The sequence below is a fragment of the Mesorhizobium sp. ES1-6 genome, from assembly GCF_020164775.1.
GTDB lineage: Bacteria > Pseudomonadota > Alphaproteobacteria > Rhizobiales > Rhizobiaceae > Mesorhizobium.
Map to the genome: position 1 here is coordinate 93,451 of NZ_JAIUGU010000017.1, position 21,533 is coordinate 114,983.

At 63.5% G+C, this 21,533-nt stretch carries 25 protein-coding genes, 1 tRNA gene and 1 pseudogene; 13 read left to right on the forward strand and 14 right to left on the reverse strand.

Annotation, left to right across the window (positions count from 1 at the left end; all coding sequences use genetic code 11):
* Positions 1–62: 62 nt before the first annotated feature.
* Positions 63–251, reverse strand: a complete 189-nt coding sequence (locus tag LB564_RS29245; RefSeq protein WP_224542565.1) for a hypothetical protein — start codon at positions 249–251, stop codon at positions 63–65.
* 631 nt (positions 252–882) lie between these two features.
* On the opposite strand from LB564_RS29245, the gene LB564_RS29250 reads away from it, so the two are divergent.
* Positions 883–1,131, forward strand: coding sequence for a hypothetical protein (locus LB564_RS29250; RefSeq protein WP_224542566.1), 249 nt, complete (start codon positions 883–885; stop codon positions 1,129–1,131).
* A 318-nt stretch (positions 1,132–1,449) separates the two neighbouring features.
* Here LB564_RS29250 and LB564_RS29255 read toward each other — a convergent pair whose 3' ends face one another.
* Complete coding sequence (locus tag LB564_RS29255; protein WP_224542567.1) at positions 1,450–1,851, reverse strand: hypothetical protein; 402 nt, start codon at positions 1,849–1,851, stop codon at positions 1,450–1,452.
* On the opposite strand from LB564_RS29255, the pseudogene LB564_RS29260 reads away from it, so the two are divergent.
* A pseudogene (locus tag LB564_RS29260) lies at positions 1,753–2,136 on the forward strand (tyrosine-type recombinase/integrase); the annotation flags it as partial. The gene LB564_RS29255 and the pseudogene LB564_RS29260 sit on opposite strands and share 99 nt — an antisense overlap.
* 191 nt (positions 2,137–2,327) lie before the next feature.
* Here LB564_RS29260 and LB564_RS29265 read toward each other — a convergent pair.
* A tRNA-Ile gene (locus tag LB564_RS29265) sits at positions 2,328–2,403 on the reverse strand.
* Between the two features lie 133 nt (positions 2,404–2,536).
* Here LB564_RS29265 and LB564_RS29270 point away from each other — a divergent pair.
* Positions 2,537–3,247, forward strand: coding sequence for an SIMPL domain-containing protein (locus LB564_RS29270; RefSeq protein WP_224542568.1), 711 nt, complete (start codon positions 2,537–2,539; stop codon positions 3,245–3,247).
* Between the two features lie 263 nt (positions 3,248–3,510).
* On the opposite strand, the gene LB564_RS29275 is transcribed toward LB564_RS29270, so the two are convergent.
* Together LB564_RS29275 and LB564_RS29280 are read right to left on the reverse strand one after the other, a co-directional pair.
* Positions 3,511–3,867: a hypothetical protein gene (locus tag LB564_RS29275; protein ID WP_224542569.1), complete on the reverse strand. Its 357-nt coding sequence runs from the start codon at positions 3,865–3,867 to the stop codon at positions 3,511–3,513.
* Positions 3,868–4,150: 283 nt separating this feature from the next.
* On the reverse strand, positions 4,151–4,597 hold the full coding sequence (locus tag LB564_RS29280; protein ID WP_140710049.1) for a YcgN family cysteine cluster protein: 447 nt from the start codon (positions 4,595–4,597) through the stop codon (positions 4,151–4,153).
* Between the two features lie 197 nt (positions 4,598–4,794).
* On the opposite strand from LB564_RS29280, the gene LB564_RS29285 reads away from it, so the two are divergent.
* The 4 genes from LB564_RS29285 to LB564_RS29300 all read left to right on the forward strand — a co-directional run bounded on the left by LB564_RS29285 (position 4,795) and on the right by LB564_RS29300 (position 8,561).
* Positions 4,795–7,053, forward strand: coding sequence for an OmpA family protein (locus LB564_RS29285; RefSeq protein ID WP_224542570.1), 2,259 nt, complete (start codon positions 4,795–4,797; stop codon positions 7,051–7,053).
* A gap of 386 nt (positions 7,054–7,439) precedes the next feature.
* Positions 7,440–7,961 carry a TIGR00645 family protein gene (locus tag LB564_RS29290; RefSeq protein ID WP_224542571.1) on the forward strand — a complete coding sequence of 174 codons (522 nt, stop codon included), beginning with the start codon at positions 7,440–7,442 and terminating at the stop codon, positions 7,959–7,961.
* 73 nt (positions 7,962–8,034) lie between these two features.
* The gene (locus LB564_RS29295) at positions 8,035–8,271 is read left to right on the forward strand and encodes a type II toxin-antitoxin system ParD family antitoxin (RefSeq protein ID WP_224542572.1); all 237 of its coding nucleotides are present in this window, start codon (positions 8,035–8,037) and stop codon (positions 8,269–8,271) included.
* A complete protein-coding gene (locus tag LB564_RS29300; protein ID WP_224542573.1) occupies positions 8,268–8,561 on the forward strand; it encodes a type II toxin-antitoxin system RelE/ParE family toxin in 294 nt (97 codons plus the stop codon). Before LB564_RS29295 ends, LB564_RS29300 begins: the two co-directional genes overlap by 4 nt.
* 122 nt (positions 8,562–8,683) lie before the next feature.
* On the opposite strand, the gene LB564_RS29305 is transcribed toward LB564_RS29300, so the two are convergent.
* Complete coding sequence (locus tag LB564_RS29305; protein WP_224542574.1) at positions 8,684–9,550, reverse strand: SDR family oxidoreductase; 867 nt, start codon at positions 9,548–9,550, stop codon at positions 8,684–8,686.
* 183 nt (positions 9,551–9,733) lie between these two features.
* Between LB564_RS29305 and LB564_RS29310 the strand changes: the two genes are divergently transcribed.
* Positions 9,734–10,000, forward strand: a complete 267-nt coding sequence (locus LB564_RS29310; RefSeq protein WP_224542575.1) for a type II toxin-antitoxin system VapB family antitoxin — start codon at positions 9,734–9,736, stop codon at positions 9,998–10,000.
* On the forward strand, positions 9,997–10,386 hold the full coding sequence (locus LB564_RS29315; RefSeq protein WP_224542576.1) for a type II toxin-antitoxin system VapC family toxin: 390 nt from the start codon (positions 9,997–9,999) through the stop codon (positions 10,384–10,386). Before LB564_RS29310 ends, LB564_RS29315 begins: the two co-directional genes overlap by 4 nt.
* Positions 10,387–10,392: 6 nt before the next feature.
* Here LB564_RS29315 and LB564_RS29320 read toward each other — a convergent pair whose 3' ends face one another.
* Together LB564_RS29320 and LB564_RS29325 are read right to left on the reverse strand one after the other, a co-directional pair.
* Positions 10,393–11,031 carry a helix-turn-helix transcriptional regulator gene (locus LB564_RS29320; RefSeq protein ID WP_224542607.1) on the reverse strand — a complete coding sequence of 213 codons (639 nt, stop codon included), beginning with the start codon at positions 11,029–11,031 and terminating at the stop codon, positions 10,393–10,395.
* Between the two features lie 8 nt (positions 11,032–11,039).
* On the reverse strand, positions 11,040–11,912 hold the full coding sequence (locus LB564_RS29325; protein WP_224542577.1) for a S1C family serine protease: 873 nt from the start codon (positions 11,910–11,912) through the stop codon (positions 11,040–11,042).
* 227 nt (positions 11,913–12,139) lie between these two features.
* Between LB564_RS29325 and LB564_RS29330 the strand changes: the two genes are divergently transcribed.
* Entirely contained in the window at positions 12,140–13,090 is a 951-nt protein-coding gene (locus LB564_RS29330; RefSeq protein WP_224542578.1) for a S1C family serine protease, read from the forward strand.
* A gap of 42 nt (positions 13,091–13,132) precedes the next feature.
* Here LB564_RS29330 and LB564_RS29335 read toward each other — a convergent pair whose 3' ends face one another.
* The 3 genes from LB564_RS29335 to LB564_RS29345 all read right to left on the reverse strand — a co-directional run bounded on the left by LB564_RS29335 (position 13,133) and on the right by LB564_RS29345 (position 16,594).
* A complete protein-coding gene (locus LB564_RS29335) occupies positions 13,133–14,614 on the reverse strand; it encodes a hypothetical protein (RefSeq protein ID WP_224542579.1) in 1,482 nt (493 codons plus the stop codon).
* Positions 14,611–15,999 (reverse strand): patatin-like phospholipase family protein, encoded by a 1,389-nt coding sequence (locus tag LB564_RS29340; RefSeq protein WP_224542580.1) that lies wholly within the window; start codon positions 15,997–15,999, stop codon positions 14,611–14,613. The genes LB564_RS29335 and LB564_RS29340 overlap by 4 nt, the downstream gene beginning before the upstream one ends.
* Positions 16,000–16,168: 169 nt before the next feature.
* Positions 16,169–16,594 (reverse strand): VOC family protein, encoded by a 426-nt coding sequence (locus tag LB564_RS29345; RefSeq protein WP_224542581.1) that lies wholly within the window; start codon positions 16,592–16,594, stop codon positions 16,169–16,171.
* 67 nt (positions 16,595–16,661) lie between these two features.
* Between LB564_RS29345 and LB564_RS29350 the strand changes: the two genes are divergently transcribed.
* A complete protein-coding gene (locus tag LB564_RS29350) occupies positions 16,662–17,255 on the forward strand; it encodes a TetR/AcrR family transcriptional regulator (protein ID WP_224542582.1) in 594 nt (197 codons plus the stop codon).
* Positions 17,256–17,404: 149 nt separating this feature from the next.
* Positions 17,405–17,500, forward strand: coding sequence for a putative RiPP precursor (locus LB564_RS29355; protein WP_210242293.1), 96 nt, complete (start codon positions 17,405–17,407; stop codon positions 17,498–17,500).
* A 36-nt stretch (positions 17,501–17,536) separates the two neighbouring features.
* Here the strand turns inward: LB564_RS29355 and LB564_RS29360 are convergent, their stop codons facing one another.
* The 3 genes from LB564_RS29360 to LB564_RS29370 form a co-directional block, all read right to left on the reverse strand.
* The gene (locus LB564_RS29360; RefSeq protein ID WP_224542608.1) at positions 17,537–18,352 is read right to left on the reverse strand and encodes an oxidoreductase; all 816 of its coding nucleotides are present in this window, start codon (positions 18,350–18,352) and stop codon (positions 17,537–17,539) included.
* Positions 18,353–18,441: 89 nt separating this feature from the next.
* Positions 18,442–19,743, reverse strand: a complete 1,302-nt coding sequence (gene fabF / locus LB564_RS29365) for a beta-ketoacyl-ACP synthase II (RefSeq protein ID WP_224542583.1) — start codon at positions 19,741–19,743, stop codon at positions 18,442–18,444.
* A gap of 11 nt (positions 19,744–19,754) precedes the next feature.
* Entirely contained in the window at positions 19,755–20,333 is a 579-nt protein-coding gene (locus LB564_RS29370) for a TetR/AcrR family transcriptional regulator (protein WP_224542609.1), read from the reverse strand.
* 86 nt (positions 20,334–20,419) lie between these two features.
* On the opposite strand from LB564_RS29370, the gene LB564_RS29375 reads away from it, so the two are divergent.
* Entirely contained in the window at positions 20,420–21,532 is a 1,113-nt protein-coding gene (locus LB564_RS29375; protein WP_224542584.1) for an efflux RND transporter periplasmic adaptor subunit, read from the forward strand.
* Position 21,533: the final 1 nt, after the last annotated feature.

A 21,533-nucleotide genomic window follows, 5' to 3' on the forward strand; every position in this document is an offset into this window, starting at 1 on the left:
CAACACGGCTCACGCGCGTTGAACGGCAACCCCGCATTCTGAACGAATCCGGGGACGGCCCGTTAGGTGTAACGCGGGACTAGGTCACGCTCGGCGAGAAAATCCCGCCTCGCCGCGTCTCGCGCCAGCGCCGCAACGAATCGTTTCACCAGTTCATCCTTGTGAGGGCCGGCCAAATCGAGGATGGTTTCCACCTCGACGCCGTCGGCCGTGAAGAATCGAACTGGTGGTTCTTTTTTCTTTCGCGCCATAGTGAGCCCTCCGACTGCGTTTGGAATAAAAGCAGCCTCGTACAAAGGCAATACGAAACCGAAAAAGGACGCCGCAGATACCTAAGGCATTCGCATATGCCCTGCCACGAATCTCCGCTACCCCGCCGCTGTTTATTCAGCCTATCCGGCAATCGTCGGCACCCATCTAATCCCTGAGCAAACCGTCCTGTTGGCACGCGACTGCACGCCTTCGCCGCACGCGTGTGTCGAGGCATTCCGCGTTGAAATGGATGGGATAAGTATCGTTGCAAGCGAGCTAACCAATCGTCACGCGCATAAGGCCGATGCGTTGGCCGAAAAGATGGGACGAAACGGAGATGTTGCGAGGCGATAGCCAGGAGCCCTTCGACACGATGGGGTGGCCGCTCGCCGGGACAGTGGCGCGCGATGTTGGAGTGAAGCCGCGTAGGCCAATCCTCGAACGGACAGGGGTTGGTAGCGCTCTCTCGACTCGAACCCCCGAACTCACACAACCATCCTATTTATACGTCCTGACCGCAATTTACCGCACAGCTGGATCAGCGCCCTTTCGACGGTGACCAATACAATCTAGATCCTGATCTCGGAACGCAAATCCGCGCACAGGCGGACACATACCGAGGCAGAGGTCATGAAAAGCGACACCCTCTCCTATCCTCCTCGCGGTCTCTCACGCGAAGAAGCCGCCCGATATGTTGGCGTGGGCATAACCAAATTCGACCAAATGGTTGGTGATCGCCGCATGCCGAAGCCGAAGAAAGTCGACGGCCGCGTGATTTGGGATCGGCTCAAACTCGAAGCGGCCTTTGGCGATCTGCCGGGAGACGATGACGAGAATATCGTCGACTTCCTGTTGCAAGGGAATCATCGCAGGGAATAGATTCATTCTATCATGACCGACAAATATCCCGGCCTCTCCTCCTACACCGACCGACACGGCAAAGTTCGCTGGCGCTATCGGACGAAGGAGCGTGTGGTTAGTCTGCCAGCTCCCAATCAGCCGGGATTCAAGGAGGCCTACCAAGCAGCGGTCGAAGGCCGGAAGGTTCCCAAGGCTCCCGTCGTCCTTCTGCCCGGAGCGGCCCTGCCCTGCACATTCGGAGCGGCCTTTCAACGCTTGAAGATCTCAGTCAAGTGGTTGGCGCTTGACGAAGCCAGCAAGTGCAAGAACACGCGGCTGATCGAAGAATTTCTGGAACTACGAGTAGTCCCTGATCACCCGCTCATGTGGCGGGATGTAGCGGTTAAGAACCTTAGACGTATCCATATTGAAGAGCTTCTTGGCCGCTTCATCGCCACGCCCCACAAGGCCAAGCACCTGCTGGTGGGCATACGCAAGCTGGTCTATGTCGGCCTGCGGCAAGATTGGATCGAAATCGATCCGACTGCGGCGGTCGAATGGCGGCCCGCCTATGCCGGTTGGAAAGCCTGGTCGCGCGAAGCGATGGCGCAATTCGAAAACCGTTGGCAGCTCGGCACCGCAGCACGCACTTGCTACGGTTTGGCGCTTTGGCTCGGCAATCGCCGCGGCGACGTCGCGGGCCTGCGCTGGGATCAGCGGGTCACCCGCAGTGTCTTCATCGATGGTGTCGAGCGTCATCTCGACGGATTTGATATCGTTCAGGCCAAGAACAAGGGACGAACAGGTGGCAAACGGCTTTTCGTGCCGATCACACCGATGCTGTCTGAGATCCTTGATGCAGCCGACAGGCGCGGCGAGACCGTTCTGGTCAACGGCTATGGTGAGCCCTTCTCCGCCAAGTCACTGACTGGGATGATGGCGCATTGGTGCAAGCTTGCCGGTCTTCCGAAGGGTCTGACCCTACATGGTCTGAGGAAGTCGCTCGGTGTTTATCTGGCGGAGGCCGAGGCCTCAACAAGACAGCTCATGGACGTACTAGGGCACGACGATATCGATCATGCGGAGCTCTATTCGCGCGAGGCATCGCAGGTACGGCTGGCGGTCCAGGGGATGGATCGAGTCGTGCGTCTCGTGACGCGCAAGCCGATGCTTGGCGAACCTGTAGGCGAACCTCGTGGCGAACCACCACATAAGTCATTGATAAATAGTTACAATGGTGGGCCCGGAGGGACTCGAACCCCCAACCAAGCGGTTATGAGCCGCCGGCTCTAACCATTGAGCTACAGGCCCCACGCGGGCTGGATTAATGTTTTTCGCATCGCGGCACAAGGCTTTACCGCGGGCTTTCGCAGATCGCCCAAATCATCCCATAATCGCGCTCTACGCGACCCCTGCGACTTGATCGCGGACCAAGGAGATTTTCATGACCAGATATGTTTTGCCCCTCGCGCTCGCCGCTGCAATCGCTTTTCCGGCGATGGCTGGAGCCACCGATCTGCCGACGCCGCCCCGTATCATCGTTTCGGGTGAAGGCGAAGCGACCGTGGCTCCCGACCTGGCGGTCCTGACGCTCAGCGTCATGCGCGAAGCCAAGACGGCGCGCGCCGCGCTCGACGCCAACAATGACGCCATGGCCGCCGTGATCGCCGCGATGAAGGCCGCCGGCATCCAGGATCGCGACCTGCAGACCGCGGGCATTCAGATCAACCCCCGCTACAATTACACCAACAAGCCGGACGGCAGCCAGGGGGCCGAACTCGTCGCCTATCAGGTGACCAACACGCTTTCGGTGCGCGTGCGCGACGTCGATAAGACGGGCGAGGTCCTCGACAAGGCGGTGTCGCTCGGCGTCAACCAGGGCGGCGGCATCGCCTTCACCAATGACAATCCGGCGGCGACCGTCACCGAGGCGCGCAAGAAGGCCGTCGCCGACGCCATGGCCAAGGCCAAGACGCTGGCCGAGGCGGCCGGCGTCAGCCTCGGCCGGGTGCTCGAGATCACGGACCAGAACATCAGGCCGGCGCCGATGCCGATCAACGCCAAGGCCTTCGACGCCGCGGCCGGGGCGGCACCCGTGCAGGCCGGCGAGAACGCCTACAATGTGCAGGTCACCGTTACCTTCGAACTCAAATGATTGGCGAACTGAAATAACCGGTTGAGCCGATGGCCGGTCCCGCCGGTCATCGGTCAGCCCTTGGCTCCCATGAAAAACCCCGCGGGATCGCTCCCGCGGGGTTTTTTCGAGCCGCGCCCATCCGGCAGACAGGGGCTCTACTACTCCAGGCTGATCTTCGCAGAGGATTATGCCTCCAGACAGACCGACGCAGAAGATCATGCCTTCAGGCTAATCCTCGCAGAGGATCATGCCGCTAACCGATCTTGACGGCCGGAAAAGCCTCAGCGGTTGATGACCGGGCAACCGCGCTCGTTGGCGAACACGACGACGACACGGTCGCCATATTGACGGCCCACCACCTTGATCACGCGGCGGTTGACATCGACGATGCGGGCACGGTGCAGTCCCATGCGCTCGGCCTTGTCGAGGGCGCGGTCCGGCGAGCAGCCCCGGCGCCAGTCGTCGCGACGCTCGTCCCGGCGGTGGCGATAGCCATCGTCGCCGGCATAGACGCCGAAGCGAGGATCCTGGTTGTTGCCGAAGCCGAGGTAGAGGCTGTCGGCATGGGCCGGCATGGCCGCCAGCGTGCCGAGGCCGACCAGAGCCGAAAGCGCTGCCGTCTTGATGGTGTTGTACATGGTTCTCTCTCCTTGTTGCGGGCTTGCGCCCCTCCTCGTGAAACCGATAGCGGGAGAATGCACTGGCCTGTCTGAACTATTTACGAACTCGCCGTTCATCCGCGGTTCATGTGGCGCCAACGGGGCAAATCGCCGGCCATCCGCAAATTCCTCGCCGGCCTAAATCTTTCGCCGTTCCAATTCTTTCGCCGATATTGAACAGTATCGCGCCAAACGCCTTGTCCCCGAGCCGGGTTCCCCCGAAAGCAGCGATCTTCGCCCGCAACTGCGGAGGATGTCTGCCTCAGGGCTCGTCGTCGAGCATATAGTCAAAATAGTCCTCGGGTTCGGCCAACTCCGTCTCGCTCGCCTTGACCCGGCCCCGCATCGAGATGCCGGCCTCATGCACGGTCTCGGCACTGCCCGAGACCAGGCGGTGCCACCAGTAGAGGTCGCGGCCCTCGGCCACCAGCCGGTAGGCGCAGGTGCTGGGCAGCCAGCTGATGGTGCGCACATTCCGCGGCGTCAGCCCGACGCAATCGGGAACGCGCGCCAGCCGGTTGGCATAGTCGGCGCAACGGCAGCTCTCGGCGTCGAACAGCCGGCAACCGACGCTGGTCCAGTAGATTTCACCGGTATCCTCGTCCTCGAGCTTCGACAGGCAGCATTTGCCGCAGCCGTCGCAGAGCGATTCCCACTCCGTGGGGCTCATCGCTTCCAGCGTCTTGGTTTTCCAGAACGGCGTTTCCATCTCCGGCATGTGGCCCCGGCAGCCGCCAAGGTCAAGCGCCGCAACGGCCGCAATGCGGCGGTAACCCGGCCGAATGACACGAATTTGCCTTCAAAAGGCCGGCCAATCGCCCCGTACGGCCCCTAACGATGGGCAACCGGAACCAATTTCGTTAGAAGCGGTTTCGGCAAGGATGGGACCCCACAAGGAGAATTTCGATGAAACGCCAATCCCGGATTCTGGCAGGCACAGCCCTTGGCCTGCTGATGGCGTCCGCGCCGTTAGGCGCAACCCCGCTGCAGGGAACAGCCGCGTTCGGCCCCATGCAACGCGGCGCGACACCGCTGATCATCCTGGCGCAGGACACGCCCACCGACCAGGGGCAGGGCGACCAGGAACAGCCGCGCAAGAAGAAGCGCGAGCAGCAACAGCAGACCGAACAGGCGCCGGCCGCCGAGCAGCCCGCTCCAGCGGCCGAGGAACAGCAGCCGCGCAGGAAGAAGCGTGACCAGCAGCAGCAGGCCGAGCAGGCGCCGGCCGGCGAGGCGGCACCCGCAACCGACGAGCAGCAGCCGCGCAGGAAGAAGCGCGACCAGCAGCAGCAGGCCGAGCAGGCGCCGGCCGGCGAGGCCGCACCTGCAACCGACGAGCAGCAGCCGCGCAGGAAGAAGCGTGACCAGCAGCAGCAGACCGAGCAGGCGCCGGCCGCCGAGCAGCCCGCTCCAGCCACCGAGGAACAGCAGCCGCGCAAGAAGAAGCGCGATCAGCAGCAGCAGACCGAGCAGGCGCCGGCCGGCGAGGCGGCTCCCGCCACCGACGAGCAGCAGCCACGCAAGAAGAAGCGCGACCAGCAGCAGCAAACCGAGCAGGCGCCCGCCGGCGAGGCCGCACCCGCCAACGACAACCAGCCGACCAAGCCCGGCAGGAAACACAAGCAGGATCAGCAGAACGAGGCGCCGGCCGCCGTGCCGGAGACCGCCCCGACCCCGAAGGAGGCTCCCGCGGGCGAAGCGACGCCGAAGGTTGAACCGGCCCCCGCCGGCGAACAGCCGGTCCAAGGCGAGCAGCCCCAGGACAAGACGAAGAAACACGGCAGGAAACCGGCTGGCGAACAGCCCGCGAATGGCGAGCAGCCCGCGACCGGGGAACAGTCTGCGACCGGTAGGCAGCCCACCACCGGCGAACAGCCGACGGGAGAGCAGCCCGCTACCGGTGGGTCCGCTACCGATGGGAAGGCCGCGCCTGTCCAGGGCGAAAACCCGGTTCAGGGCGAAGCGCCCGCCGACAAGAATGCCGCCCCCATCCTCGATAGCCAGAAGGATGCCAGGCGCAAGGGTCGTGGCGAGAACGGCCGCAACCCAGCCAACCAGCCCGCCAACCAGAATGGCGAAGAGCAGAACGGTGGACAGCAAAATGGTGCGCAAAACGCCCAGCAGGGCGGTGACGAGGGCCGGAAGCCGGTAGTGGCGCCGGTGGATCAGGGTCCGCCTCCAACCGACGACAGGGCAGCCCAGGAGGCGATCAAGACGGAAAAAATCGTCCCGGCGACGCAGGAGAAGGGCAAGCGGCTCGAGCGCGCGCCTGACGAGGACATCCGTGACCGCCGCCGGCCCAAGGGCGTCGACGTCCTCAAGGAGATCGGCGACCGGGTGATCGTCCAGTTCAACGACCAGACGTTCGTCCAGAGCAACGATCGCCCGCGCCTGACCCGCGGCGCCAAGGATGTCTACTACGAGGACCTGCCGCAAGGCCGCACGCGCGAGACGGTCGAGCGCGACAATGGCTTCCGGATCGTCACCATACGCAACCGCTACGGCGACATCCTGCAGCGGTCGCGCATCGCACCCGACGGTCGCGAATATGTGCTGAGCTATGTCGACGAGCGCAGCTATCAGGACGAAGAGGACTGGCGCGATCCCGGCGATGATCTGCCGCCGATGCGGCTGACCATCCCGCGCCGGGACTACATCCTCGATTCCGAGGATGTCGAAAGCCCCGACGACTACTACACCTTCCTCGAACAGCCGCCGGTGGAGAAAGTGCAGCGTCTCTACTCGATCAACGAGGTCAAGCGTTCGGCTCGCGTGCGTGACATTGCACGGCGCATCGACCTCGACACGCTGAATTTCGAATTCGGCTCGTCCTCGATCTCCGACACCGAGGTGCAGAAGCTCCAGGGTGTCGCCGACGCCATGGAGAAGCTGTTGAAAAAGAACCCGGCCGAGACCTTCCTGATCGAGGGCCACACCGACGCCGTCGGCACGCCCGAGGCGAACCTTGCTCTGTCGGATCGCCGTGCCGAAGCGGTTGCCGAAGCGCTGACCAATGCCTTCGGCATTCCGCCCGAGAACCTGACGACGCAGGGCTATGGCGAGGAGTATCTGAAGGTCGACACCTCGGCGCCCAACCGCGAGAACCGGCGCGTCGCCATCCGCCGCATCACCTCGCTGGTGGCGCCGGTGGCCAGCAACAACTGACCATGATCGTGAAAAGCGAAAGCCGCTTTTCCGAGAGGATCATGGTCCGTCAAATGTCTGCTTTTCCAGAGGCTTGAGGCGGCCTCTGGAATCAGATCGGCAAGAAGGACCCATGCCGGCTCACCGGGGTGGGTCCTTCTTGCCTTCAGCTGCCCGGTTCAACAAGAATTGTCCAGGCGTCAGGCGCCGCTCATTGAATAGCGAAGCCGCCTACCCCAGATTCAGGGCTGGGCGTTCCCTGCCCCGTCCCGACTCCAGCGGGACGCATTGAGCCCCGCCGGGTCCCCTCTCCGGCGGGGTTTTTTGCTTCTGATTTTGTCTTGCAAACCGGCGCCGGGTGACCGAAATACGCGCCGACGGACAAGAGAACCCAGCGGAACCAACCTATGAAGCGTCTCGAACTCGCCATCGAATCGATCATTCTTGCCTCGCGCTGGCTGCTGGTCGCCTTCTATATCGGGCTCGGCCTCGCTCTGGCCGTCTACGCGCTGTCGTTCTTCAAGAAACTCTACGAGTTCATCACCACCGTCTTCCTGCTCGGCGACACCGACACCATCCTGAAGATGCTCGGCCTCATCGACGCGGCCCTGGTCGCCTCGCTTGTGGTGATGGTCATCATCTCGGGCTACGAGAACTTCGTCAGCCGCTTCGACGCCCAGGCTGGCGAGGGCGGCGTGCACTGGCTGGGCACGATCGATGTCGGCTCGCTGAAGGTCAAGGTCGCCTCGACCATCGTCGCCATTTCCTCCATCCACCTGTTGCAGGTGTTCCTCAACTCGTCCTCCTATTCGACGGACCAGTTGATGTGGCTGACCATCATCCATCTCGCCTTCGTCGTCTCGGCGCTGATGCTGGCCTATATCGACCGGCTGATGGGCCTGAGCAAAGGCAAGAAGGAGGAGGTGTGATGAGAGGCCGCGCTTCAATGCTTGTCAATTTTCGGACGAGTTGATACCATCTATTGGTATCGAGGATTTCGCGATGCCCAAGAACACGTCCATCACATTGGGTGATCAGTACGACGCCTTTATCCAGCGACAGATCGCGAGCGGCCGCTTCGGCTCAGCCAGCGAAACCGTTCGCGCAGGCTTGCGTCTTTTGGAAGAACAGGAACTGAGGCTGGAGCAGCTTCGGTCTGCTATCGATGAGGGGGACAAGTCTGGCGATCCCGAGCCATTCGACGTCGAGGCTTTTCTCAAGTCCAAGAAACATCGGTGAAGCGAACCGTCCGGTTTTCGCCGAAAGCGAAAGCAGACCTGGACGCCATCTGGGACCATTCGTTAGGTGAATGGGGAGCGGAGCGAGCGGAGGCTTATATCCGCACCATCCACTCCGTGATCAAACTTATGGATCAATTCCCAACGATCGCGAAAAGCGCCTCGAATATCCGTCCAGACTTGTTGAAGTATGCCGTCGGGTCGCACGTGGTGTTTCTACGAATGGGCCAAGGATCCATCAACGTCGTGCGCATTTTGCATCAGCGTATGGACTATCCCAGGCATTTCTAGAGCAATTCCAGGAAAAGGGCTTAGCGGTTTTCCCGGGAGAAGCGCGTGGCGCTTCCCCTTGGGGATTGCGTAAAAACAAGAAGTTAGAGCGGGTCAGAGATTCCATCAAACACTGAACCGCTCTAGAAGGCTGTCCTGATCTTCGTATCGGAATTGGCGAACACCTCGTCCGGCACGAAAAAATCTCCGGCCAGCGGGCCGGTGGCACCGGGCGCATAGGGGGAAAAGTCGCTGACACCCTCGGCGCGCAGCACCTCCTCGTCAATGTAGAAATTGCCTGTCGCCTCGCGCGACGGCCGCATGAAAATCGCATGCGCGGCATCGGCCATGATGTCGGGCGAGCGGCTCATCGCCGCCACGGTGGCGCCGCCCAGCAAGTTGCGCACCGCGGCCGTGTCGATAGTCGAGATCGGCCACAGCGAATTGACCGCGATGCCGTCCTTGGCGAATTCCGCGCTCATGCCCAGCGTGCACATCGACATGCCGAACTTGGCCATGGTGTAGGCGACGTGGTTCTTGAACCATTTGGCCTTCATGTCTAGCGGCGGCGCCAGATTCAGGATGTGAGGATTTTTAGCCAACTTCAGGTGCGGAATGCACATTTTGGAAACGAGGAAGGTGCCGCGCGTGTTGATCTGATGCATCAGATCGTAGCGCTTCATGTCGGTTTCCAGCGTGCCGGTGAGCTGGATGGCGCTGGCATTGTTGACGCAGATATCGATGCCCCCGAATGTCTCGACAGTCTTGGCGACCGCCTCGGCGACCTGCGCCTCCTCGCGGATGTCGCACAGCATGGGCAGCGCCTTGCCGCCGGCCTGCTCGATCTCTTCAGCGGCGCTGTAGATGGTGCCCGGCAGCTTCGGATGCGGCTCGGCGGTCTTGGCCGCGATCGTCACATTGGCGCCGTCGCGCGCGGCCCGCAGCGCGATCGCCAGCCCGATGCCGCGCGACCCGCCGGAGATGAACAGCGTCTTTCCCTTGAGCGACATTTCCTTGCGCCTCCCTGCACTCTTTTCGCCGGCACGATCCTTGCCCGCGCTGCGGCGGGATACAAGAGCTTGCGACGGGAAGCCATGGTGACGCAGCGGAGGCTGGCCAGGTTGGGAATGCAAAAACTGTTTGGACTGGCAGGCACGCGGGTATATATTCTATACAAATAGGAAGATTATAGAATGGCGCTATCGATCAAGAATATGGAAGTCGAGCAGCTGGCGCGCGAACTCGCCCATCGCCGACGCGTGTCCGTGACGGAGGCTATCCGTCAGAGCCTTGAGCGCGAAGTTGCGCGCGAGAGGCTGGTGCCACGTGACGAAGCAAGCGACCTGCTTCAGCGGCTGATGGCAATTGCCGACAGCGCGGGAAAAATCCCCGAACGCGAAAATGCGATGACGGACGACCAAATCCTCGGTTACGACGAGTTCGGAATCTGCACGAAATGATTATCGATTCCTCGGCTCTCGTCGCCATACTGCGTGCCGAGCCCGGCTTCGAACGATTCGTGCTCGCGATCACGCAGGCCAAGAGACGGCTGCTGGCGGCGCCAACCTTTCTCGAAACGACGATGGTGCTCGCGGGCGGCAGGCAGGACGAAATCCTGGATCGTCTCGACAGCTTCCTGCGCACCGCCTCGATCGAGACAATCCCCTTCACCGCCGACCACGCCGCCGTCGCCCGCCAGGCCTTCCTGCGCTATGGCAAGGGCCGGCACCCGGCGGCGTTGGATTTCGGCGACTGCATCGCATACGCCACGGCGAGGCTCGAAGCCATGCCATTGCTTTTCAAGGGCGATGACTTTCGTCTGACCGACATCGAAGCGGCGGTCTGAGCACTATCAGACCAGAACCAGCCCCTGCCGCATCGCAATGGCGATGGCATCCGTGCGATTGGCCGCACCCAGCTTGATCAGGATCGCGGCGACATGGAACTTCGCCGTGTGAACCGAGATGTTCAGCCGCCGCGCTATGACCTTGTTGGGCGCCCCTTCGGCAAGCAACGCCAGCACCTCCGCCTCGCGTGGCGACAATGCCGGGCGGGCGGCGTGTTCGTCCAGAACCTCATCCTCGAACGGCTCGCCATCTCCGGCCTGGAAATCCCCATAATGTCCGGGCGTGCGGCCATCGCCCGAGACGCGATAGCCGGCCGCCGCCAGCCGCGCCGCCGCGGCGATCAGCAGGTCGTCGGCGCCGGCGGGCATGACGGCAAACACCTCCCCGGCGGGCCGCTCGCCGCCAGAGCGCGCCGAGAGCAGCACCCGGGGCAGCGAGGCCGGCACGGCATCACCGCTCCTGTCGTCGACGATGGCAACGTCGGCCCTGGCGCCGCCAGCCACGACCGGCAACAGGTCGTCGCTGGCGGCAAGCGAGGCCGCCAGGCGCTCGGCACGCGCGGCATCGGCAAGCGCGACCAGCACCACCAGCCGCCGCGAGGCGGCGCTGTCGCTCCTGATGCGGTCGCTGGCCAGCGTTTCCATCATTGCTCTCAGCTCAACGGCTTTTCGCCGACGGTGAGCCGGACATCGCGCTGTTCGCCGCCGCGCACCACCCCAAGCGTCACCGAAACGCCGGCGCTGTCGGGTCCGAGCTTGCGGATCAGTTCGCGCGGGCCATGCACCGCCTCGCCATTCCACGCCACGATGATGTCGCCGAGCGAGAGGCCGGCGGCCTTGGCCGGGCCATTGTCGTCGAGGCTCATGACCATCGCGCCTTTCGCGTCGCGGTCGCGCACCGGATGCAGGCCGGCGCCGAGATAGCCGCGTGCGACATGGCCCTTTTCGCGCAAGGTGGCGACGGCCCGCTCGATCGTCTCGTAGGGCATGACCAGCGCGCGGCCGCGCGGCCCGAACAAAAGCATGCCGATCAGCGCGCCCTTGGCGTCCAGCACCGGGCCGCCCTCGAAGCGGCCGCCGGTGCCGACGGCCAGGTTGATGCGCCGGTCGATGGTGCCGCCGCGCATCGAGCGCCAGGCCGGGCCGACTTCGCCGACCGAGCCGGACACAGCCAGTGCCGAACCCTGGCTGCTGCCGATGGCAATGGCGATGTTGCCCGGCAGCACGGCATCGGCCTTGGCAAGCACAGGCGCGGTGGCCGCATCCGTGGGCTTCAGCAGGGCGACGCCCGTCGATGGATCGCGGCCGACCAGTTCGGCCTTCACCGTCTCGCCGGAGGCCAGCGTCAGTTCGATCTCCTCGCCGGCCTCGACGGCTTCCTCGGCGGTGACGAAATAACCGTCGCCCCAATGGAAGGCACTGGCCGTGCGGTGATGATGGGTGGCGAAACTCGCCGTCGCGGGAGCCGCCTTGGCGGCCAGATCGGCGATGGCGTCCGAAAACGCGCTCAGATTGAAGTCGCTCATATGGGTCTCCTGGGTTTCTTGCATGTCCCAGATATCGCTCGACGGCGCGCTCGCAGGTACTCGCCTGACGGCTAGTTGCTGGCTGGACTGGCCATCTGGTCAGGTCGCGGCGCTTCCGACCGCTCCGCACATATAGTGCGTGTCGCCCAAAAGTGCTCAGCGGTTTTGGGAGAACGACACAGACGGGAAAATAGTCAATTCTACGCCTGAGAACACGGAGCCCTTCCATGGCCCTTGCCGCCGCCAAATTCGAACCCGACGAGACCTTGCTCGATGCCTATTCCTCGACCGTCGCGGACGCGGTCGACCGCATCGGCCCGGCCGTCTGCCGCATCGAACGCATTGGCGGCCAGGGCGGCCACGGCTCGGGCTTCGTCATCGCGCCGGACGGACTGGTCGTCACAAATTTCCATGTCGTGGGCGACGCCAGGACGGTGCGCGTCTCGATGCCGGACGGCGCCTCCAGCGAGGGCCGCGTGCTCGGCCGCGACCCTGACACCGACATCGCCCTGGTGCGCGCCGACGGCAGCTTCGCCGATGTGGCGCCGCTCGGCGATTCCAAGCGGTTGCGGCGCGGCCAGATCGCGATTGCCATCGGCAATCCGCTCGGCTTCGAATGGACGGTTACCTCGGGCGTGGTCTCGGCGCTCGGCCGCTCGATGCGCGCCTCGACCGGGCGGCTGATCGACGACGTCATCCAGACCGATGCCGCGCTCAACCCCGGCAATTCCGGCGGCCCGCTGGTGTCGTCGGCGGGCGAAGTGATCGGCGTCAACACAGCCATGATCCACGGCGCGCAAGGCATTGCCTTCGCCGTCGCCTCCAACACCGCCAGATTCGTCATCTCCGAGATCATCCGCTTCGGCCGCGTGCGGCGCGCCTTCATCGGCGTTTCCGCCGACACCACCAATTTGCCGCGCCGCGCCGCCCTTCTGTCGCAAGTCTCGACCAGCACGGCGGTGCGCCTGCGCAGCGTCGAGAAGGACGGCCCGGCCGCCAAGGCAGGATTGAAGGAAGGCGACATCATCGCGGCGATAGACGGTCGCCCGGTCACCGGCGTCGACGACCTCGTACGCATGCTCGACGCCGAGCGCATCGGCCGCGAGACCCTGTGCACGGTGGTGCGCCGCACGGGCGTCAGCCAGGTGGTGGTGACGCCGGTGGCACGCGCGAGCTGACGATCCGACACGGCGGGCGAACCTGCCGGCCCGCCCACTGCCTTAGCTGATCTCCTGTCCCTGATTGCCCAGACGCATCTTGAGCAAGGTGACCAGGCTTGCCTGCATGCTGTCCAGGCCTTGGGTGCTGGCGGTCTGCTGCCGCTCGCGAAGAGCCACGCGCATGGCATGAAATCCAAGCGCGCGGTAGGCTTCCATCTGCTCCTCGGAAAAGAACTGATCGCTTGTCGGTTCATTGGGAAAAAGCGGGTATCGACGTTCGTAATCCAGGACGTAGTCGGGCTCGTCACCGGTCACCGACGCCTTGACATAGACCAGGATGCCTTCGACCGGGTCATTCTCATAGAGGATCTTGCCCACGGCGAAATGCCGCAGATGCAGCTCCGAGTCCGGCGGGACGATCTTGGTGCGGTTGGCGTCACGCGCCAGCGCGGCATCCCTGACCGGTCGCCACTCGAGCGAGATGCGTACGCCGAGATCGATCCTGGCGAAACGCTGGACATCGGTGAAAGCGCCGAAATTCATGCCGGCATCGGCTTCGGCGTCGACCACGATGATCAGCTTGCACCTGCGCTTGAGCAGTTGGTAGAGGCCGATATTGTCGATATGGCCGCCATCGGTGATGTAGACGCGCGAACTGTCCGACCTCAACTGCCCTGTCGCCTCCGCCAGCAGATACAGCCGCAAAATGTCCTCCCAGCTGCGCCGGGGAGTATCCTCCTCGGCCGCGGACAAGGCCGGTCTCGCGCGCCTGTCCTCAAACGCCTTCCCACTCGGATTGGGCAGCCAGAATCCCAGCCGCAGGTTGAGCAAGGCCAGTGTCGGCCCGAGCAGGCCGAGACTGATGCGCCCCATGCTCGAGGAAATGGCGGCCCCCGAGATCGCCGCGGCCGCCGCGAGGTCCAGTTGCCCCTCTTCCTTGACCATCGCCTTGGAGCGCGCGTACCCGGTGGATTCACTGCCGACGAAATGTTTTGAAAACAGAAAGAATTCGGCGTTGCGTCCCCGTTTGCTCGGGTCGACCCCTGTCGGACTTTTAGCCGCCGGTGGTGGAGGCCGGCGGTCTGGCTGGACGATATCCGGCCCGCCCCACCAGGCCCGCAACCTTATGGCCGCGGCTATCTTTGTTCCCAGCCATCGAATGGCGCTGGCGGTGAAAGACTTTCTCGGAGGATCGGCGACCTGCCTGGCGTGACGGACATTCAAGGTGCCGTTTATCAGGAGATAAGGCGCCTTCACGCCGAGATCCTTCAACCCGATGTCCGCCATCCCTTCACTGCCGCCGAGCTGGAACGCCCACCGCAGCCGGTCGCGGTAGAGACGGTGCAGGCCATTGGCATTCTCGGTGAAATTGAAGGCCACCGTTATGACGATGGCGGTGATGGCTAGGTAGTTGAGCAACACCGTGAATTCGTCCGGATGCCAGACTCCTCCCGACTTCCTGGCGGCCACCGCGAACACGGCTGAACCCGTCAGGGCCAGCAGCACCTTGACGACCACGGATCCGCTGTAGTCATGCATCATCGCGGCAAAGAAGCTGGTGAGCTGCCGGGCTCGAGATCGTCGGCCAGATAGCGGACCGCGAAGGTTCGCCCCACGAGGAACAGCGCCATGCAAACGACCAGGACGGTGAACAGGAGGTGGCTGTTGGCGGTTAGCCAAGTCGGGCCATAGGCATAACCGGTGGCACGGCCGAATATCCACGGTACATCGATGCCGAAGATCGAGAGCGAAGATATATCGATGCCGCTGACCAGAATCGGAGATAATTTTATGCCCCAGAGCGTGATCAGCAGAAAGAAACCGTAGATCAGCAAGGGCAAGGCAAGCCCCAGCGCCAGGAATGCCGCCCGCGCCAGATAACCACGGATCTGGTGCCCGATCTTCGGAGAATTCAGCGCCTTCTGCACCCAGGAAATCAACAGGCCCCTGAAAGCCGCCGTTGCGGTGACAATGGCCGCCGCGGCCGTGATCAACGCCTTGAGCGTTTCCAGCGTGGTCTGCCGGTGGCCGTATTTCGGCGAGGTCACCTCGATCAGCCACAGGATGATCTTGGGCTGCACTTCAATCAGGAACAGGCTGGCCGTGACCAGCAGCAGGGTGCGGCCATCCTTGGCCCACAGGCTGTCCTGTTCCAGGTGCTCGCCTTTGCGCGCGGTGGCGTAGCTGTCGGAATAGGATCGCCGCAGCCCCCATCCAACCAACCAGACGGCGAAGATCACCAGGGCCGAGCGAGACAGCACGAAAGGATTGGCGATCATCGATCGCAAGCTGGCACCCCATCCCGTCTTGCCCCAGTCATCTCCCAACAGCCAGTCGGCGACGTCGAGAACGATGCTGTGCCCGAGATGGCCGGTGGTCGGGTTGGTCAGGATGACGAATGTCGCCAGTGGCAGGACAAGGGTCAGCAGCAGCAGGAAATTAACCATCCAGCCGCGCATGAGGATACCGATCGACAGGGTAATGTCGCGAAAGCCGCGCGGCGCCAGAAAACGGCTGTTGTCGCGAATGTGGCCGACGAGCTCGTTGTCATGTACGTCATCGCCAGAGGCGAAGGGGAAATCGAGCTGACCGTCCTTGCCCGTCCTCGCCTGCTCGAGTTCCTGACGCGTCATGTCGGCGACCATTGCCGATCCGATATAGCCGCCACCCGACACGGTCGACAGATAGTCGATGCGAGGTGTGAGCTTGTATTGGTCGAGCGCCTGCAACGCCCCAAGGCAAAATGAAGCCGACCTTATGCCGCCGCCTGAAAGCGCGACACCGAACAACCAGGCTGGATCACGCTTGGGCACGGAATCGGGCTTGCCGCCGCTGGCGTCGTTCGAAACCTCCACGCCCAGTCTCTTGCGGCGCTGGATGATCGAACGATATTCCGACCGCAGAACCGTCTTGAAGTCCGTGGCCATGGCTTCCCCCGACGCCCACCATTATTCAGACAATACAACAGGCAAAGAAGTTTTCCGCAAGGATTATTGCATGCCGGAAGTTGAATCGGCGCGGTACTATCGGCATCTTTGAAAATTACAAGCAATTGTAATGGTATCCGCGTCATCCCCCGCCGATTTTGGCCGAGGATCAAACCCCCGCGGCACCCTGCGCATACTGCGCCAGAAATTCCTCGCTGGGCGGGATCGGCTTGATGATGTCGATCAGCACGCCGTTGGGATCTCTGGTGATGAAGTGACGCTGGCCGAATGGCTCGTCGCGCAGCGTTCGCAGGATAGGCAGGCCGGCAGCCAGGATCCGCGCATAGACCGCATCGGGGTCGCGAACCTCGAAATTGATCAGCAGGCCCGAGCTCCGCCCTCGCCCCTCCTCCGGGATCGTCTCATGGTCTCCCTGGACGATGCCAAGGTTGACGCGCCTGTTATCCGCCGATTGCAGATGCACGTACCAGTCGCTTTCAAACAGCGGCCGGAAGCCGAAATGCCTGACATAAAAGGCCGCCGTGCCGGCGACATCGCCCGTCATCAGCACCGGATAGTAGCTCGTCGTCTTCATCTTTGCCTTCTCCCGTCAATTAACATACAGTCTGCATGTAAATCGTATTAACATACAGGCTGCATGTATGCAACAGGGATCCACCCGCCGCTCGAACCGCGACCGCACCGAGGCGACGCGCGCCGATCTGATCGCGGCGGCACGCAAGCTGTTCACGGAAAAATCCTATGCCGAGACCGGTACGCCGGAGATTGTCGCCGCCGCCGGCGTGACGCGCGGCGCGCTCTACCACCACTTTGCCGACAAGCAGGCGCTTTTCGCCGCCGTGGTCGAGCAGGAAGCCGCGGCGGTGGCGCGGGAGATCGACCGCGCCTCCCCGCCCTCGCTCAGTGCCCGCGATGCGCTGATTGCCGGGTCAGATGCCTATCTTGCCGCTATGCGCGCGCCCGGCCGCACGCGGCTCCTGCTGCTCGACGGCCCGGCCGTGCTCGGCCGCGCCGAGATGGATGCCATCGACAACCGCCACGGCAACCGCTCGCTGCGCGAAGGCCTTGTCGCGGCAATGCGCGCACGGTCGATGACAAAGCTGCCGGCGGAGGCGCTGACGGCCCTGCTCGGCTCGGCTTTCGACCGCGCGGCGCTGGCCATCGAGGCGGGTGCTTCAGCCGAGGATTACCGCGCCGTTCTGACGGCGCTCATCGATGGCCTGTCCCGCGCATAGTTGACGAGCCAACGGCCGCCTGCCTCCTTCCAATCGAGGGCAAGCATCGCGGTGAGGACGAAAACCGCCGCGCGACGCAACCCGAACCCGTGCGATGTCGTTATGTCTGGGCTCGCCCACCCCGTGCGGGTCCATATCGGGACGGACACATGAAGAAGACCTATGAAAAACCGACATTACGCAAGCGCGGGAAATTGACCGCCCGCACGGCGCAGATCGTGGTTTCCGGGGTGACGGTGATCTAGTGATTTCCGGGCACCAGCCGCTGGCGCCTGCCCGTCTCAGACCGGCAGCCCGAGCTGCTTTCGCAGGCTCGTGTCGAATGCGGATGCGGGGACGAAACGGCGCAGGAGACTGACTTGGCGCGCCACTTTTCCCGCCGCGTAGCGCCTCTTCGGGGCGGGATCGGTGGCTGCTTTCAGGACCGTCGCCGCCACCACTTCGGGGGCATCGCCTTTTTCCATCGATTTTCGCACGCTCAGGGTCATGCCAGCGCGCGCCCCGTCATAGATATCGAGCAGCCGGTCGGGGGCGGCGAGATTTTCCTCGAATGAGGTGCGGGTATAAGCGGGCTCGACCAGGGCAACGCGAATGCCGAATGGGCGCAGTTCGTGGTCGAGCGATTCGGAGTAGCCCTCGACGGCATGTTTGGTCGACGCGTAGAGCGCGAAATAGGGTGCCGGGATGAACCCCTGCACCGAACTCAAATTGACGATCCTGCCCTTTCCCTGGCGCCGCATGGCCGGCAACACCGCGTTGGTCACGCGCAGAACGCCGAAGACGTTCACGTCGAACAGCGCCTGAGCCTGGGCGGTCGAGGACTCCTCCGCACCACCAAACAGACCCATGCCGGCATTGTTGACAAGCAGGTCGATACGCCCGGCCTGAGCCAGCACATCATCGACCAGCTTCGCCACGGACGCGTCATCGGTCACGTCGCAGGCCAGCATGGTGACACCGTCGGTTTTTTTGCCTGTCGCGCGACGGCTGGTTCCAAAGACGCGAAAACCCGCGTCGAGCAGGGCTTTGGCGGTTGCCTGCCCGATGCCGGAGGATGCCCCGGTCACCAGGGCGACACCAGGATTGGTCTTGTTCATGAAAATCGCTTCTTTCTTGTTCTGGATTGCGTTTCGCCACAGGAACCTGGCGGATTGGGACCACAGCACCGTTGAGGGCAAGGCCTCGATCACCGGCCGCCTCCGGTGGTCGCGCGGGCCGACTTCTCCGTCCAACGCTGGAACAACGCGCTGGCGTTGACCCCGCCAAAGCCGAAGCCATTGGCAATCGCGTAGTCCATTTCAATCGGCCGTGCGTGGTTCGTGACAAAGTCGATCCCGTCGCCGGCCGGATCGGGAGCACTGAGGTTGAGCGTCGGCGGCGCGACCTGATCCCTCAGCGCCTGGATCGTGAAGATGGCTCCAAGCCCGCCGGCGGCTCCGAGCAGGTGCCCGGTCGCCGCCTTCGTTGCGCTGACAGCTATGCCGAAATCCGAGCCGAAAACCTTTTTGATCGCCGCGATCTCTCCCGCATCGCCGACCGGCGTGGAGGTCGCGTGCGCATTGAGGTGGCGGACCTCCCGTGCCGAAATGCCGGCCTGGGCGATCGCGATTTCCATGGCTCTGCGCGCACCGTCGCCATCCTCGGGACCGGACGTGATGTGATAGGCATCCGCCGTCGTGCCATAGCCGACGAGCTCGGCCAGCGGTTTGGCGCCGCGCGCAAGTGCGTGGCTCAAGGCCTCGACGACGAGGATTCCGGCGCCTTCGCCCATGACGAAGCCATCACGCAACATGTCGAACGGACGGGAGGCCTCGTCGGGACGGTGATTGAACGAGGTCGACAGCGAGCGTGCCGCCGCGAAACCGCCGAGACTGACGGTATTGATGCAGGCTTCGGTGCCGCCGCAGACCGCGATGTCGGCCTCATTGGCGCGGATGAGGCGCGCCGCGTCGCCGATCGCCTGAATGCCGGCCGCGCACGCCGTCACCGGAGCGCCGAGGGGACCCTTGAAGCCGTGTCGGATCGAAACCTGTCCCGCCGCCATGTTCACCAGGAACGACGGCACGGTGAAGGGTGAGAGACGCCGGACACCGCGCTGGTCGACGGTTCGCACGGCGTCGGTTATTGCTGGAAATCCTCCGATTCCCGAAGCGATGATCGTCGCGGTGCGGACCCTGTCATCGTCCGAGACCGGCTTCCATCTCGCCTGGGCCAGCGCCTGTTCCGCCGCAGCCAGAGCGAAGAGAATGAAGCGGTCCGCCCTGCGCTGTTCCTTCGGAGCCAGGACGGTATCGGGATCGAAACCGGCCTCGGGGTCGTCCCCCAGGGAGGGAACCGTTCCGCCGATCTTCGCCGGCAGGTCCGCCACCGCGTCATCGGCAAGCCTCCTTATGCCCGAGCGACCCGCCAGGAGACGCGCCCATGACGTTTCAACATCCGCGGCAAGGGGCGTGACCGCGCCCATGCCTGTAACAACAATCCGTCGCATCTGTTCTCCTATCAAGCAGCGACAGCTTCGCGAACCTGTTCGGTCGCGGCATCCAGAAAGGCCTGGGCGAGATGGCGGTCATTGACGGCCCGCGAGAGGACGACCGCACCGACCATGGTCGAGAGAATGGCCTTGGCCTTGCCGGTGTCTTGCTCGCCCTGGGCGCCGCCAACCCAACTGCCGAGTAGCTCGAGATATTCCCTGATCCCGGCTTCGAATGACGCTTTCACGTCGTTGCCCTGCCTGGCCGCATCCGAGCCGAGCGCCACAACCGGACAGCCGTCCAACTTCTCTTCGCGATGTCCGGCACTAAGATAGAACGCCACCACCGCGGCGAGCGGGTCATCGGGATTGGTCTCGGCCGCGGCCGTCCATCGGTGGGAAGCGTGCTCCAGCGCTCGCCGCGACGCCTGTGCGGCCAGATCCTCCTTGGACGCAAATTGCTTGTAGAAGGCCCCTTGGGTCAGCCCGGCGCCCTTCATCAGATCCTTCAGTCCAATGCCATCGAAGCCGTGCTCTCGAAAAAGCCGGCTTGCCACATCGATCACGGTTTGGCGGTTTTGCTCCGCCTGACTGCGACTTACCCGCATCGTCATCTCCTTTTTTTGGATTGCGTTCATAATCTATATCAGATATAGAGTGCGAACGCAATCTATTTTGACACGAGGCGATGGGCATGAAAAAGAGACTGGTTGTTGGGCTGGGGAGCATCCTGGTCGTCGGCTTGGGGGTGACGGCGTTCGTCACACTTTCCATTCGCACGCAGCTAGCCTCCGCCGCTGGCGACCCCAGGCAGGAACCACCGGTCGTGCGATTGGTTACGGCAGCTGAGGTGCCCGGATCCGACCGCGGCTTCACAGGCACGATCGCCGCGCGGGTGCAGAGCAACCTTGGCTTTCGCGTCCCCGGCAAGATCATCGAGCGGCTTGTGAATGTCGGCGAGCAGGTCAAGGCTGGCCAACCGCTGCTGCGGATCGACGACACCGATCTGGCCCTTGCGCTCACCGCGAAACGCAACGCCGTTGCCGCCGCCCGCGCTGTCTTGGTTCAGACCAGTGCCGACGAAAAGCGCTATGCCGTTCTGGTCAAGAAGGAGTTGGCGGCAACTCCGCAGCGCTACGAACAGGCGAAGGCGGCCCTTGATACCGCGACGGCACAGCTCGCCGCCGCGGAAGCGGATGCGAAGGTCGCGGAGAACGAGGCGGCCTATTCCGTCCTAAACGCGAACGCCGATGGAACGGTCGTCGAAACGCTTGGCGAGCCGGGACAGGTTGTCGCCGCGGGACAGACCGTGGTTCGGATCGCGAACGCCGGCCCCCGCGAAGCGGTGGTCGCGCTTCCTGAAACGATCCGGCCGGCGATCGGCTCGGTGGCCGAAGCCGGCTTGTATGGAGGCGACGGGCGGCATTATGCGGCGCATCTGCGGCAGCTGTCGGACGCCGCCGACCCCCAGACCCGCACCTATGAGGCCCGTTACGTGCTCGACGGCGAGGCCGCGGCCGCACCGCTTGGCGCGACGGTGACCATTCGCCTTGCAAGCCCGGCGAGTGAGCCGGAAGTGCAGGTGCCGCTGGGGGCCGTGCTGGATGATGGCCAGAAGACCGGCGTTTGGACCTTGGAGGGCGCAACCTCGACCGTACACTTTCAGCCCGTCAAGCTTGTTCGTTTGACCAGCGAAACCGCCGTGGTCTCCGGGCTGAACTCCGGTCAGTCGATCGTTTCGCTCGGCGCCCATCTCCTGCGGGAGGGCGCTCGCGTCAGGGCTGCCTCTGAAAACGGGAGCAACTGAC